15 protein-coding genes and 1 pseudogene are annotated in these 13627 nt (G+C 72.0%); 2 read left to right on the top strand and 14 right to left on the bottom strand.

Annotation, left to right across the window (positions count from 1 at the left end; translation table 11 throughout):
- Nucleotides 1–25: 25 nt before the first annotated feature.
- Nucleotides 26–496, top strand: a complete 471-nt coding sequence (locus tag QJR14_06855; GenBank protein ID MDI3317316.1) for an Lrp/AsnC family transcriptional regulator — start codon at nt 26–28, stop codon at nt 494–496.
- A gap of 45 nt (nt 497–541) precedes the next feature.
- Here QJR14_06855 and QJR14_06850 read toward each other — a convergent pair whose 3' ends face one another.
- The 12 genes and pseudogenes from QJR14_06850 to QJR14_06795 all read right to left on the bottom strand — a co-directional run bounded on the left by QJR14_06850 (nt 542) and on the right by QJR14_06795 (nt 10405).
- Entirely contained in the window at nt 542–1081 is a 540-nt protein-coding gene (locus QJR14_06850; GenBank protein ID MDI3317315.1) for a hypothetical protein, read from the bottom strand.
- The gene (locus QJR14_06845) at nt 1057–1896 is read right to left on the bottom strand and encodes a PHP domain-containing protein (protein MDI3317314.1); all 840 of its coding nucleotides are present in this window, start codon (nt 1894–1896) and stop codon (nt 1057–1059) included. The genes QJR14_06850 and QJR14_06845 overlap by 25 nt, the downstream gene beginning before the upstream one ends.
- Nucleotides 1897–1909: 13 nt before the next feature.
- Entirely contained in the window at nt 1910–2707 is a 798-nt protein-coding gene (locus QJR14_06840) for a TIGR00282 family metallophosphoesterase (protein MDI3317313.1), read from the bottom strand.
- Nucleotides 2708–2718: 11 nt separating this feature from the next.
- Nucleotides 2719–4254, bottom strand: coding sequence for a ribonuclease Y (gene rny / locus QJR14_06835; protein MDI3317312.1), 1536 nt, complete (start codon nt 4252–4254; stop codon nt 2719–2721).
- Nucleotides 4255–4594: 340 nt separating this feature from the next.
- Entirely contained in the window at nt 4595–5224 is a 630-nt protein-coding gene (locus tag QJR14_06830; GenBank protein MDI3317311.1) for a regulatory protein RecX, read from the bottom strand.
- Nucleotides 5221–6276 carry a recombinase RecA gene (recA, locus tag QJR14_06825; protein MDI3317310.1) on the bottom strand — a complete coding sequence of 352 codons (1056 nt, stop codon included), beginning with the start codon at nt 6274–6276 and terminating at the stop codon, nt 5221–5223. Before recA ends, QJR14_06830 begins: the two co-directional genes overlap by 4 nt.
- Before the next feature lie 11 nt (nt 6277–6287).
- Entirely contained in the window at nt 6288–6896 is a 609-nt protein-coding gene (thpR, locus tag QJR14_06820; protein ID MDI3317309.1) for an RNA 2',3'-cyclic phosphodiesterase, read from the bottom strand.
- Nucleotides 6893–7354, bottom strand: a pseudogene (locus QJR14_06815) (nicotinamide-nucleotide amidohydrolase family protein). The gene thpR and the pseudogene QJR14_06815 overlap by 4 nt, the downstream one beginning before the upstream one ends.
- Before the next feature lie 93 nt (nt 7355–7447).
- A complete protein-coding gene (locus QJR14_06810; protein ID MDI3317308.1) occupies nt 7448–8953 on the bottom strand; it encodes an AAA family ATPase in 1506 nt (501 codons plus the stop codon).
- The gene (locus QJR14_06805) at nt 8950–9495 is read right to left on the bottom strand and encodes a hypothetical protein (protein ID MDI3317307.1); all 546 of its coding nucleotides are present in this window, start codon (nt 9493–9495) and stop codon (nt 8950–8952) included. The genes QJR14_06810 and QJR14_06805 overlap by 4 nt, the downstream gene beginning before the upstream one ends.
- A 168-nt stretch (nt 9496–9663) precedes the next feature.
- A complete protein-coding gene (locus QJR14_06800) occupies nt 9664–10131 on the bottom strand; it encodes a GNAT family N-acetyltransferase (protein ID MDI3317306.1) in 468 nt (155 codons plus the stop codon).
- 70 nt (nt 10132–10201) lie between these two features.
- Nucleotides 10202–10405 (bottom strand): hypothetical protein, encoded by a 204-nt coding sequence (locus QJR14_06795; GenBank protein ID MDI3317305.1) that lies wholly within the window; start codon nt 10403–10405, stop codon nt 10202–10204.
- Between the two features lie 178 nt (nt 10406–10583).
- Here QJR14_06795 and QJR14_06790 point away from each other — a divergent pair, with 178 nt between their 5' ends.
- On the top strand, nt 10584–10784 hold the full coding sequence (locus QJR14_06790; GenBank protein MDI3317304.1) for a cold shock domain-containing protein: 201 nt from the start codon (nt 10584–10586) through the stop codon (nt 10782–10784).
- Nucleotides 10785–10951: 167 nt separating this feature from the next.
- Here QJR14_06790 and QJR14_06785 read toward each other — a convergent pair whose 3' ends face one another.
- Both QJR14_06785 and rimO read right to left on the bottom strand, forming a co-directional pair.
- The gene (locus QJR14_06785; protein MDI3317303.1) at nt 10952–12265 is read right to left on the bottom strand and encodes a D-alanyl-D-alanine carboxypeptidase family protein; all 1314 of its coding nucleotides are present in this window, start codon (nt 12263–12265) and stop codon (nt 10952–10954) included.
- A complete protein-coding gene (gene rimO / locus QJR14_06780; GenBank protein ID MDI3317302.1) occupies nt 12262–13617 on the bottom strand; it encodes a 30S ribosomal protein S12 methylthiotransferase RimO in 1356 nt (451 codons plus the stop codon). The genes QJR14_06785 and rimO overlap by 4 nt, the downstream gene beginning before the upstream one ends.
- Between the last annotated feature and the right edge of the window lie 10 nt (nt 13618–13627).

The following is a 13627-nucleotide window of genomic DNA, read 5'->3' as shown; positions in this document are numbered from 1 at the left end:
GTCGTCCAGGCGGAGGTCATCCACGTTGGAAGTCATCCACCCAGTCGACCGGCAGATCATCGAGCTCCTGCAGGCGGACGGCCGCATGTCCTTCGTCGACATGGCGGCCCGTATCGGGGTCACGGAGGGGACCATCCGGCGCCGTTTCAACCAGTTGCGCGAGGCCGGCCTCATCCGCATCGCGGCCATCGCCGACCCCTTCGCCGTCGGCTTCGAGACCGCGGCCTTCTTCGGCCTGCGTGTGGATACGGCGGACATCGAGAGCGTCGTCCGCGAGCTGGTGGCCCTGCCCGAGGTCCACTACGTGGCCGCCGCCACCGGCGAGTACGACGTGGTCGCCCGCGCCTACTTCGCCAACAACCAGGAGCTGGCCGACTTCGTCCTGCGCAAGCTGAGCAAGATCCAGGGCATCCGGGAGATCAACTCCTCGCTCCTCCTGCGCATCTACAAGCGCTCCTACACCTGGGGCGTCGCCCTGCCCAGCTCCCGCAGCTGAACCCCCCGGGTTGCACCCCGGGGCAGGCGGCCCGCGCCCGCGCGCTCAGCTGCCCGCCGCCTCCGGCCCTGAACCGCGTCCCCGCCCTCCGCCTCGCCACGCGAAGCCGAAGAGGTGGAAGCCCCGCCGGGCGCGCCGCGGCGTGGAAGCGGCCAGCTCGTACCGGAGCTGGCGCACCTCCTGCTGCAGCCGGGCCAGCTGGACCAGCCACTGGTCCCGCTCCTCGCCCAGGAGGTGCTCCAGCCTCCGCACCCGCGCCTCCAGATCGGCCCACCGCGCCTCCGGAGAGGCGGGCTCCTGCGGCTCGGCCGGCGCCGCCCCGGCGGCCGCCAGCCCCTGCGCCTCGGCCTCGCCGCCCAGCCGCCGCGCCAGGAAGCGCTCCATGGCCACGAGGTCGGCGCTCCGCACCCGACGCTCTCCCGCCACGACCACGGTGCGGAAGAGTTCCGGCTGCTGCCGCGCCAGCGTCCGGAAGAGATAGGGGCGGATGTTCAGCCGTTCGCAGGCCTCCTCCAGCCCCAGCGACTCCTCCGCCTCCCCCGCCCCGGCGTCGCCCGGGCCTACCGGCCCTTCCTCCGGCCCCACAGCTGGCTCACCACCTCGTCGGGGGCGGTGGCGGCGCCCATGCGGCCACTGCCCTCCCCCTGGGCGTGAAAATCGCTCCCGCCCGTCGTCACCAGCCGGTAACGGTGCGCCAGATCGATGTAACGCTGGGTCTCCGTCGCGTTGTGCTCCGGATGCCAGGCCTCCAACCCGTCGAGGATGCCCGAGGCCGCCAGCTCCTCCACCAGCCCCTCGTCGCCCACCAGGCGCGGGTGGGCCAGCACGCAGACGCCGCCAGCCTGGTGGATGGCCTCTGCGGCGCTGGCGGGATCGAGCTTCGCCCGCGGCACGTAGCCGGGCTGGCCGCGCACCAGGTAGAGGTCGAAGGCCTCCTCCACGCTGGAGGCGTACCCTTCCTCCACCAGCGCCCGCGCCACGTGGGGGCGGCCGATCACCCCCGGTCCGGCCAGCTCGCGCACCCGGTCCAGGTCGACCACGATGTGCTCCTCGCCGAGCTTGGCCACGATCCGCTCGATGCGGGTGACGCGCTCCCGCTGCATGCGGGCCAGGAGCTCCGCCAGCGGCCCCTCGCCCAGTTCGGGCCAGTAGGCGATGAGATGGACGGAGCGCGACTGGACCTCGGTGCTCAGCTCCACCCCCGGCACCAGCTCCGGAGGGGTGAAGCCCTTCTGGCGCAGCTCCTCCACGGCCAGCCGCGCCGGCTCCAGCCCCTCGTCCGTGTCGTGGTCGGTGATCCCCAGATAGGCCAGCTTCAGGTCGACCCCCCAGCGGAGCAGCTGGGCGGGCGTCAGCGTACCGTCCGAATAGATCGTGTGGTTGTGCAGGTCGGCCGCCATACCTTCCCCCCGGCTAGGCGCCTTGCGCGTTCTCTCGGATGAAGACCCGGCGGATGGCGGTGGCGCGGCCGCTGGCCGCATCCACGTCCACCACCGCCCCGCAGAACTGCCGCGGCCCCCGCGCCACCTCGAACCGCACCGGCATCTGTGTCAGGAAGCGCTCCAGGGCCACCGACTTCTCCACGCCCAGGATCGACTCGCTCGGTCCCGTCATGCCCGCGTCGCTCAGGTAGGCGGTGCCCCCGGGCAGGATCCTCTCGTCGGCCGTCTGGACATGGGTGTGCGTCCCCAGGACGGCGCTGGCCCGGCCGTCGAGGTACCAGCCGAGGGCCACCTTCTCGCTGGTCGCCTCGGCGTGGACGTCCACCAGGATGGCGTCGGCACGCCCCTTCAGCTCCTCCAGCGCCTCGTCCGCCTTGCGGAAAGGATCGTCGACCTGGATGCGCATGAAGACCCGCCCGAGCAGGTTGACCACGCCCAGGCGGAAGCCGCCGCGGAGCTCCTTGACCAGCCAGCCCTGCCCGGGCACGCCCGGCGGGTAGTTGGCCGGCCGGACCACCTCGGTCAGGCCGTCGATGGCGGGGATCAGATCCCTCTGGTCCCAGGCGTGGTCGCCCAGGGTGATGACGTCCACCCCGGCCCGGAGGAGCTCCGCCGCCACGGCCGGCGTCAGCCCCGCATGGCCGGCCGCGTTCTCGGCGTTCGCCACGACCGCGTCGATCGCCTGCTCGTGGACGAGGCGGGAGAGGACCTCGCGCACCATCTCCCGCCCCGGCTTGCCGACGATGTCACCTATGAAAAGGAGACGCAAGCCATGCCTCCTCAGCGCGCATACTCCACCGCGCGGGACTCGCGGATCACGGTCACCTTGATCTGTCCCGGGTACTGCATCTCCTTCTCGATGCGCCGGGCGATCTCCTTGGCCATGGTCCAGGAGGCCAGGTCGTCCACCTCGTCCGGCTTGACGATGATCCGGATCTCACGCCCCGCCTGGATGGCGTAGGACTTCTCCACGCCCTTGAAGGAGCTGGCAATCTCCTCCAGCTTGGTCAGCCGTTGGATGTACGCCTCCAGGGTCTCCCGGCGCGCACCCGGTCGGGCGGCCGAAAGCGCGTCGGCGGCGGTCACCAGCACCGCCTCGACGCTCAGCGCCTCGAATTCCCCGTGGTGGGTGGACATGGCGTGGATCACTTCCTCCGACTCGTGGTAGCGCCGGAGGAGCTCCATGCCCAGCATCACGTGGGTGCCTTCCATCTCGCGGTCGATCGCCTTGCCGATGTCGTGGAGCAGGCCGGCGCGCTTGGCCACCGCCACGTTGGCCCCCAGCATGCTGGCCATCATGCCCGCCAGGTGCGCCACCTCCACGGAGTGGCGAAGCACGTTCTGGCCGTAGCTGGTGCGGAACTTGAGACGCCCCAGCGTGCGCACCAGCTCGCCGTGGAGGCCGTGGACGCCCACCTCCAGGCAGGCCTCCTCGCCCGCCTGCTGGATCTCCTGCTCGATCTCCCTCTCGGCCTTCTGGTAGATCTCCTCGATCCGCGCGGGATGGATCCGCCCGTCCGCCACCAGCATCTCCAGGGCCAGCCGGGCCTTCTCGCGTCGGACCGGCTCGAAGGCGGAGACCACCACCGCCTCCGGCGTGTCGTCGACGATCAGGTCGACGCCCGCGATGGCTTCGAAGGCGCGGATGTTCCGGCCCTCGCGGCCGATGATGCGCCCCTTCATGTCGTCGCTGGGAAGCGGGACCACGGAGACGCTGGACTCCGCCACGTAGTCGGCGGCGCAGCGCTGGATCGCCTGGGCGATCACCTCGCGCGCCTCGCGCTCCGCACGGCTGCGCGCCTCCTCCTCGATCTGGCGGGCGAGCAGGGCCGCGTCGCGCTCCGCCGCCTGGCGGACCTCCGCCATCATCTCCTCGCGGGCCTGTTGCCGGGTCAGTCCGGCGATCCGCTCCAGCTCCGCCATCTGTTGCTGGTGCAGCCGCTCGGCCTCGGCCCGGAGTGCCTCCGCCTCGCGGGTCCTCCGCTCCAGCTCCTCCTCGCGGCGGTCCAGCTGCCGCGCCCGGTGCTCCAACCCCTCCTCGCGCTGCTCCAGCCTCGCTTCGACCTTCTGCACGTCGCTCCGCCACGACTGGGCCTCTTCCTGGGCCTGGCGGAGGAGCCTACGCGACTCTTCCTCGGCTTGAAGCCGTCCCTGGAGCAGGATCTGCTCCCTCTCCTTGGCCGCCTCCTCGCGGATGCGGGCGGCCTCTTCCTCCGCCTGATGGAGCAGGCTCGTAGACGCCCCGCGCGCCCACAGATAGGCTGCGCCGGCGCCCGCCACCAGCCCCACCAGCAGGGCGACCAGCGTCCACCCCATTCTTGTTCACCCCTGTCGTCATCAGCCCACCCGTTCCTCTCGACCGGCAGGCCCTGTGCGCCCGGTCCCCGCGGCCTCCGCCCCCTCCGTTCCGAGGTCGGAGGCGCCGTAGAGATGCAAAAAGACCGAGCGGGGGCTCGGCCTCCAATGCCACTTCGCCATGGATTAACGGGTCTTCGGGTGGCCTCGACCGGCGAGGCGGACCGACCGTCTCCTCCGCCGCCGGCGGCGTCGATCCGTCCCGTCGCCCGGATGGTTCCCGTCGTCTCTGGCGCCCACCTGTCGCCCCGTCTATCTATGCGAACGGCCTATGGCCGGATTGGTTGACATACGCCCTCGTTCAGTTTAGAAGTCGACGGAAATCGCTGTCAAGGCGAGCAAGAGTCCGCTCCACGACCTCCCAGCCGAAGCCGCGCCGCCGGAGGAAGTCGGCCACCCGGCGCCGGCGGACCTCCGCCGCCTCGCCCTGGTAGCGGAGCCACCTCTGGCGTCCCAGCTCGAGCGCCACCGACTCCTCGGCGGGCAGCTCGGCGGCCGCCAGCGCCTCCTCGATCACCGGCGCGGGGATCCCGCGCTTGCGCAGCTCCTGGCGCAGGCGGACCGGGCCCCACTCGCGCCCCCGCTCCTCGAGCAGGCGGCGCGCCACTCCCAGATCGTCCACGTAGCCGAACCGCTCCAGCCGGGCGAGCGCCCGCTCCGCCGCCTCCTTCGTCCAGCCCGCCCGCTGCAGGCGGATCTCCAGCTCGCGGCGTGAGCGCGGGTGCACGGCCAGCCAGCGCAAGGCACGCAAGAAGGCCGACTCGGTCTCCACCTCCAGGCGAAGCCGGGCGGCCCGCTCCTCGTCCAGCTCCTCGCCGACCTGCAGGCCGAGCTCGACGGCGGCGGCGGTGGAGACGGAGCCGAGCGGCTCGCCGTCCACCATGACTGCGATGCCGCCCTTGGGATCGGCCTCGAGCCCGGTGATCCTCACTCGCCCACTCCCGGTTCGTCGTCGTCCGCGGCCGCCGTGGCGGCCGCGACCATCGAGCCGCCCAGCCGCTCCCGGATCCTGGCCTCGATCTCGGCCGCCAGCTCCGGATGCTCCCGCAGGTACTCGCGGGCGTTCTCCTTGCCCTGGCCCAGCCGCACGTCCCCGTAGGCGTACCACGCGCCCGTGCGCAGGATGATCTCCAGCTCCGAGCCGATGTCCAGGATGTCGCCCTCCCTGGAGATGCCGCGCCCGTAGAGCAGGTCGAACTCTGCCTGCTTGAAGGGGGGCGCCACCTTGTTCTTGACCACCTTGGCGCGGACGCGGATGCCGACGTTCTCCGTCCCCTGCTTGAGCGACTCCACCCGGCGCACGTCGATGCGGACCGAGGCGTAGAACTTGAGCGCCCGCCCGCCGGGGGTCACCTCGGGGTTGCCGAACATGACGCCGACCTTCTCGCGCAGCTGGTTGATGAAGACGACGCAGGTGCGCGAGCGCGAGATGGAGCCGGTCAGCTTCCGCAGGGCCTGCGACATCAGCCGCGCCTGAAGGCCCACGTGGGAGTCGCCCATCTCCCCCTCGATCTCGGCCTTGGGTACCAGCGCCGCCACCGAGTCGACCACGACCACGTCCACCGCCCCGGACCGGACCAGGGCGTCGGCGATCTCCAGAGCCTGCTCCCCCGTGTCGGGCTGCGAGATGAGGAGGTTGTCCACGTCGACGCCGATGCCCCGTGCGTAGCTGGGATCGAGCGCGTGCTCCGCGTCGATGAAGGCGGCGACGCCGCCTCCCTTCTGCGCCTCGGCGATCACGTGGAGCGCGACGGTCGTCTTGCCCGAGGACTCGGGACCGAAGATCTCCACCACCCGTCCCCGCGGCAGCCCGCCCACGCCCAGCGCCAGGTCCAGGGCAAGCGAACCGGTGGAGATGGTCTCCACCTGCATCTGCGCCGCCGCCTCGCCCATGCGCATGATGGCACCCTTGCCGAATTGGCGCTCGATCTGGAGCAGGGCGGAATCCAGCGCTTTCTGTCGGTCCAACGCCCAATCCCCCATCTTTTTCCAGATCACTTCTCTCCCAGTATCCTCCCATGCCCGGAGGTTGACAAGGGGAGAGGTGAAAAAGGGAACCGCGCCACCACGGAGTAGCGCGCACCCTCCGGCCTCAGCTCGCTGCGGTAGAGCGCGAATTCCGCCACCGACCCCGATGCCCAGGGGTGCCCCTGCCAGGAGCCTATCAGATCGGAGACGTCGACCGGGCTCTCCCGCCGGCTCCGCCCCACCGTCAGGTGCGGGAGGAAGCGGCGCCTCTCCGCGGGCCACCCCAGCCGCCGTACGCCGGCCTCCACGGCCCCGGCCAGCGGCTCCAGCCAGTCCGCGGCCACGCCGAGCCAGAGCACCCGCGCGCGCCGCGGGTCGGGGAAGGCTCCTCCCCCCACCAGCCGGATCGGCGCCGCTCCTTCCGGGCGGGCGATCCGCCCCAGCTCGCCCACCAGCGGCTCGACCCGCTCCCGGGGCGTCTCGCCCAGGAAGCGGAGCGTGAGGTGAAGCTGCTCCGGCTCCACCCAGCGCACCCCGCGCGGCCCCCCGTCCCAGCGGGTGCGGATCGCCGCCAGCGCGGGGCCAGCCAGCGCCTGGAGCGGCACCGCCACGAAGAGGCGCCAGCTCCCGCTCACGCCGGTTCGCCCCCCAGCTTCCCGAGGAAGCTCTCCAGAAGGAGCTCCACCGCGCGCTCCTTGACCCGCCGCCGGTCGCCGTCGAGGCGGAGCTCCTCCGCCCAGACCTCGCCGCCGCCGGCCACCGCCACCCAGACCAAGCCGACCGGCTTGGCGGGCGTGGCACCGCCGGGCCCCGCGATCCCGGTGGTGGCCAGGCCCCAGTCGGAGCCCGCCCGCCGGCGGACCCCCTCGGCCATGGCGCGGGCGGTCTCCTCGCTGACCGCGCCGTACCGCTCCAGCACCGTCACCGGCACGCCCAGCACCGCTTCCTTGGCGCGGTTGGCGTAGGCGACCACTCCCAGGAGGAAGTAGTCCGAGGCGCCGGGCACGTCGGTGATCCGGTCGGCCAGGAGACCGCCGGTACAGGACTCCGCCACCGCCAGCGTCTCGCCCCGGCGCCGCAGCAGGTCGCCGACGCGCTCCGCCAGCCCCGCGGCGCGCTCCCCGCTCATCCCGCCAGCCTCCTCGACCCCGCTCCCATGCCGGTCGGCCCGCTTCCGGGATTCCGTCTAGCGCCCGCCCGCTCCTGCCTGCGCCGCCAGGGGCGGCCAGCCCAGGAGCCGGCGCAGCTCCGCCCCGCTCATCCGCTCGCGTTCCAGCAGCTGCCGCGCCGCCTGCTCCAGCTGCCCCCGGTTCTCCTCCAGAATCGCCTGGGTCCGGCGTTCCATCTCGTTCATCAGCTCGCTCAGCGCGCGGTGGCGGAGCACCTGGGGAAGCGTCTCCCGGCTGACCACGCCCAGTCGCGTCATGCCCGCGTAGATCATCCGCTCCGCCAGGGAGAGCGCCTGGTCGAAATCTCCGGCCGCACCGGTGCTGCTGCTCCCCAGGAGGAGCCGCTCGGCCAGCGAGCCGCCCAGGGCACGGCAGATCTGGTTCTCCAGGTACTCCTGCGTATAAAGGTACGGATCGTCCTGGGGGGCCTGCCGCACGTAGCCCAGCGCCTCCCCGCGCGAGGCGATGGTGATGCTGGCCACCGACCCGGGCTCCAGCCACTCGCCCACCAGCGCATGGCCCGACTCGTGGACCGCGATCCGGTAGCGCTCTTCCTCGCTGGGGCGGCGGTCCAGCCTCTCGCCCATGATCACCTTGTCGATGGCCTCCAGGAGGTGGCGCTGGTGGATCGCTTCCTCGCCCTGGCGCATGGCGAGGATGGCCGCCTCGTTGGTCAGATTCTCCAGGTGCGCGCCGGAGAAGCCGAAGGTCTCCCGCGCCACCTCGTCCAGATCGACATCCCCGGCCAGCCGCTTGTTCCGGGTGTGCAGCTCCAGGATCTGCCGCCGGCCCTCCCGGTCGGGCAGCTCCACCCGGACCACCCGGTCGAACCGGCCGGGGCGCGTCAGGGCCTCGTCCAGCAGGTCGGGCCGGTTGGTGGCGCCGATCACCAGCACGTAGACCTCCTGGTCGGCGCGGATGCCGTCCATCTCCACCAGCAGCTGGTTGAGCGTCTGGTCGTACTCCAGGTGGCTCTCGTGGCGGCCGCGCTTGCCGCCCAGCACCTCCAGCTCGTCGATGAAGACGATGGCGCTGGTCCGCCCGGTCCGCCGCGCCGTCTCCCGCGCCCTGCGGAACAGCTCGCGCACCCGCTGCGCGCCTACGCCGGCGTACATCTCCACGAACTCCGACCCGGAGGTGGGGATGAAGACCGAGCGGGTGGCGGTAGCCGCCGCCTTGGCCAGAAGCGTCTTGCCGGTCCCCGGGGGGCCGACCAGCAGGATGCCGCGCAGCGGCCGGATGCCCATGGTGCGGACGCGCTCCACCTCGGTGACGAAGGTGAGCGCCTCCATCAGCTCCTGCTTGGCGGAGCCCTGCCCGCCGATGTCGTCGAAGGTGATCCCCTCGTCCCGCTCGAAGGGAGCCAGCGGCGCGAACCGCCGCAGCGGCAGGCCGGGGATGCCCAGCGTGCGGTAGACGAGGACGAGCCCACCCGCGAGCACCCAGAGCGGAAGAACGTTGACGCCCTGGCCCAGGAGGAAGAGGCTCAGGGCGATCGCTGCACCGATCGCCAGTTCCATCATCCGCTCCCGCTCACCTCGCTCTTGCCGGCTGCCGCTCGGGGCACCAGTTCGTAGAGGTAATGGCTTCCTTTCACCATCGTCACGTACAGGTAGCGTTCGTCCACGGTCAGGGTCAGCCGCCGGAGACCCAACGTGCGAGCCATCTGCTGGGCCCTCCGGTCCATGTCCAGGAAGTGGCCGGTCGCCAACCCTTCGGCCAGTACCAGGTTGAGCCGGTAGTAGTCGCTGGTCAGCTCGGCGTCCCGCCGGTCCGCCACCTCCAGGCGGAAGCGGCCGGATCCCAGGGAGGCGTCGAGCGCCTGCTCCAGCGAGCGGTAGCTCTCCTGCAGGTTGGCCACCGGCCTGAGCCGGACCTGGATCACGGGAGGAGTCGCCTGGGAGTCGACCCGGTAGCTTTCAACCTCCGCCCGGCTCGCCATGGCGGCCTGGAGCGGACGGGTGAAGGTGGTCCAGCGGTAGAGCCACTGACCGCCGAAGAGGACGACCAAGCCCGCCGCCAGGCCCAGGACGATCCGGGCCGCGCGCCGAGATCCCGCCGACACCGCCTACCTCCTCGGGCACGAGATCCTACCTCTGTTCATGTTAAGGACTTGGGACACCGTGCGGAAACGGACAAGCGTGGCAGGCGGCCCAGCTTCCGGTCGCGCCCGGGGCTCCTCCCCCGGAAGGAGCCCCGGGCCGCCGCTGCCGGGGCGGCGGCCCGGGGGCGGTCACTCCGCCAGCACCTTGACGAACTCGACCTGGTCGTACTCGGTCAGGTCGTCGCGCAGGACGGTGGTCGGCCGGTACCCCAGTTTCAGGTAGAAGTCGATGGCCGGCGCGTCCCTCAGGCCCGTGCGCAAGACGACCCGGGTGGCCCCTCGACCGAGCGCCTCGGCCTCGACCCGGCTCATCAGCGAGCGTCCCACCGCCAGGTGGGAGTAGGCGGGATCGACGGCCAGGTCGTAGACCTCGCAGACCTCGCCGTCCAGGCGGCCGCGAACCGCCCCGATCACCTCGTCCGCCTGGCGCGCGACCAGGACGACCGCCTCCCGCAGGTCGCGCAGGAGGTCTTCCTCCGTCTCACGCAACTGGGGCAGGGGAAAGCGATAGCGACGCTGGTTCTCGCTGAAGGCCGACCGCTGCACGTTCAGGATGCTGGGTACGTCGTCCGTGGTGGCGTACTCGACGGTCCACAAGGCTGCCCACCCTCCTCGATCTCGCCCGGGTCCGGCCGTCTCCCGCGGTCGGGAGCCCGTTCACTCCCCGTCAGGGGATGGCCCGGCGGCGTACCGGCGCGGCGCGCTCCCCGGCCTGCGCACGGGCGCAGGCGACGCAGATCCGGCGGAAGCGTCCCTCACGCTCCATGGCCTCCAGCGTCCGTAGCGTGGGATCGTTGCCGCGGAACCGCCGGATCAGTTTACCGCAGGATTGGCAGTGCATGTCGCGGAAGAGCGGCACGACCTGACCCACCTTCGTCCTCCCTCCTTCCCTCCTGCCACCTGGGGTTCTCCTGCTGGGGGGCTCCGGCGCGTCCGGCCGGATGCGAGTCGGCCGGAGAACAGGCAGGCTTTACCCGGGCCTGCCTGTGGTATACTAGCGGTACGCTGACCCCGGTTCGGCGAATCTCTTCACCTGGAGGTCTCAAGGTTTGCAGGGTACTGTCAAGTGGTTCAACGCGGAGAAGGGTTACGGGTTCATCAGCCGTGACGACGGTGAGGGCGACGTCTTCGTGCACTACACCGCCATTCAGAGTGAAGGATTCCGGACCCTCGAGGAAGGTCAGCGCGTCGAGTTCGACATCGTTCAGGGCACCAAGGGACCGCAGGCCCAGAACGTTGTAAGGATCTGACGCAGCACCCTGGGAAGTAGGAAATCGAAAGAGCGTTCTGCTGGCGCAGAACGCTCTTTTGGTCCCCGTGCCACCCGGGTTGCAGGCCGTCTCCTCCTCTCCCAGCCGCGTGCTCATCGCGCACCGCCCCCCGTACCTTGCCCGGGGATTCGACGCCAGCGCCCGGCTTACCTTCCGTTCGGATCCGGGAGGGTGGAGAGGCGCCGGCGCTGCCGTTCCAGGAGGCGTCGGCGGCGCAGGCGGCGCAGCCGCCATTCCCAGGCGCCCCCTGCCAGAAGCACCAGGAGGAGGAGCCACCCTTCCCAGCCCTTGCGGCCGGGCCCCGCCCCGGCCGAGGCCTCCTGACCGGCCACCGGGGCCGGCTGCCGAAGCGGGACCCGCCCCAGGAGCCGGCCATCCAGATAGGCGCCGGCCCATCCCACCGTCCGCCCCGGCGAGGGGGCGCGCACGCCGGCCTGCACCCGTATCTGGAGCGCGGGAGAGCCCACCGGCAGGTCGATCTGAAGCGGACGGAGCGCCTCCGCCTCGACCCGCCGGCCACCGGGCAGGCGAAGCAGGAAACGCTGCCCCGCGTCCACCGCCCGCACCGGGTAGAAACTCCGGAAGGCCCAGTCCGCCAAGGCATAGCTCTCCTCCCAGTTGCCCAGCCCGCCGCCCATGGTCACCACCAGGATCTCGCGCGTCCCCCGGCGGACGGCCAGGACCAGCGTCTGCCCCGCCTCCACCGTGTAGCCGTTCTTGACCCCGACCACATCGGGGTGAAGGAAGAGGAGCCGGTTGTGGTTGACCAGGTGGCGGGGACCGTCGCCGTGGTTCCAGGGGATGTCCGCTTCCTTGACGGAGACGAGCTGGCGGAAGGCGGGATTCCGGAGCGCCGCCCGGGCGATGACGGCCATGTCCAGCGGCGAGGCCACGTGGCCGGGAGCGGGCAGGCCGCTGGCGTTGACGAAGTGGGCGGTGCGCGCGCCCAGCTGGGCGGCGCGCTGGTCGAGCAGGCGGGCGAAGGCGGCCTCGCTGCCGGCCACGTGCTCGGCCAGCGCCACCGCGGCGTCGTTGGCCGAGGCGAGCATCAGCGCCAGGAGGAGCTGCCGGACGGTGAACGTCGAGCCTTCGCTCAGGTAGACGCGGCTTCCCTGCACCTCGGAGGCCTGGCGGCTGACCGTGACCCGGTCGTCGGGCCGGCTCCGCTCCAGGACGACGAGCGCCGTCAGGATCTTGGTGATGCTGGCCGGGGGCCGGGGCACGTCGCCCTGCCGCTCGGCCAGGACCTGGCCTGTCGCCTCGTCCATGACCACGTAGCCCGGCGCCTCCACCGGAGGGGGCGGCTCCTCGGGACGGAGGAGCGCGGCCAACCCGAGCCGCGGATCCCGGGCCGCGACCGGCGCCGGCGGGAGGAGCGGCTGGAGAAGGCAGGCAAGCAGGAGGACCGCGGCCCACCTCCGGCGCCCCGGACGCGGTGCGCCCCCCGGTCCCGCGCTCAAGGAAGCTCGCTTCCCATCAGATCCGCCGCTTCGGCCCGCTCGATCCGGACGCGGACCCGGTCGCCCGGGCGGTGCGGGCGGAGCCCGGCGAAGACGACGTTCCCGTCCACCTCGGGTGCCTGCCCCCACCAGCGGCCCACCCAGTAGCGCGGATCGTCGGGGTCCTGCGCCTCCACCCAGACCTCCAGCGTGCGGCCCAGGAAGCGTCGCTGCCGCCGTTCGCCGATCCGCGCCTGCAGCGCCTCGGCCCGGCGCAGCCGCGATTCCTTCACCCGCTCCGGCACCTGGGGATGGAGGTCGGCGGCCGGCGTCCCGGGCTCGCGCGAGTAGGCGAAGAAGCCGACCCGGTCCAGCTCCAGGGAGCGCAGGAGGTCGAGGAGTTCCTCGAACTGGGCCCTTCCCTCGCCGGGGAAGCCGACGATGAAGGTGCTGCGCAGGATGGCGTCCGGCATCGTCCGCCGGATCCTCTGCACCTTCTCCTCGATCAGCGGCCGCCGCTCGGGCCGCCGCATCGCCTGCAGGACGGCGTCGCTCCCGTGCTGGAGCGGCATGTCCAGGTAGTGCAGGATGTGGCGGCTCTCCGCCATCACCTCCAGGAGCCGCTCGTCCACCAGCGTCGGGTAGGCGTAGTGGAGGCGGAGCCACTCCACCCCGTCCACGCGGTCCAGCCGGCGGAGGAGCTCCGGCAGCCGCGGGCCGCCCGGGTGGTCGAGGCCGTAGGCGGTGCTGTCCTGGGCGATCAGGTTGATCTCCCGGACGCCGGCCTGGGCCAGCTCCGCCACCTCCCGCTCGATCACCTCCGCCGGCCGCGAGCGGAAGCGCCCGCGCATCAGGGGGATGGCGCAGAAGGCGCAGCCGTGGTCGCAGCCCTCGGAGATCTTGACGTACGCGCTGAAGCCGCCCGCGCCGAGGCGCGGCAGGGGGGCGTCGTACCGGTAGGAAGGAACCCCCACCCGGTCGGGCGGCTCCCCGTCCCTGTGCCCCTCCAGCACCTGGCGGAGCACCTCGGCCACCTGGGGGAAGTCGCCGCTGCCCAGCAGGGCGTCCACCCCGGGGTAGAGCCGGCGCAGGCCCACCGGATCGCGCTGGACCAGGCAGCCGGCCACCACCACGGCCCGGGTCCGCCCCCGCTGCTTCAGCTCCAGCAGCTCCTCCAGCGCCTCCTGCGACTCCTGCCGCGCCGGCCCGATGAAGCCGCAGGTCTCCAGGACCGCCACGTCCGCGCCGGCCGCCCTCTCCGCCAGGCGGAAGCCGGACCGGGCCAGGAGGCCCGCCATGTACTCGCTGTCCACCGTGTTCTTGGCGCAGCCCAACGTCTCGATGTAGACCGACGGCCTCGTTCGGGCCCCCATCTCCTCACCT

Source organism: Bacillota bacterium (assembly GCA_029961055.1).
In the GTDB taxonomy this organism is placed as follows: domain Bacteria; phylum Bacillota; class Sulfobacillia; order JAIMAT01; family JAIMAT01; genus JAIMAT01.
Note: the sequence above shows the minus strand (reverse complement) of the source record. Positions and strands in the feature narration are given on the sequence as shown.

Excerpts from the sequence above, each read along its gene's own strand:
- rimO (MDI3317302.1), bottom strand. The coding sequence starts at position 13,617 with ATGGGGGCCCGAACGAGGCCGTCGGTCTACATCGAGACGTTGGGCTGC.
- QJR14_06810 (MDI3317308.1), bottom strand. The coding sequence starts at position 8,953 with ATGATGGAACTGGCGATCGGTGCAGCGATCGCCCTGAGCCTCTTCCTC.
- recA (MDI3317310.1), bottom strand. The coding sequence starts at position 6,276 with ATGGGGGATTGGGCGTTGGACCGACAGAAAGCGCTGGATTCCGCCCTG.
- rny (MDI3317312.1), bottom strand. The coding sequence starts at position 4,254 with ATGGGGTGGACGCTGGTCGCCCTGCTGGTGGGGCTGGTGGCGGGCGCC.
- QJR14_06845 (MDI3317314.1), bottom strand. The coding sequence starts at position 1,896 with ATGGCGGCCGACCTGCACAACCACACGATCTATTCGGACGGTACGCTG.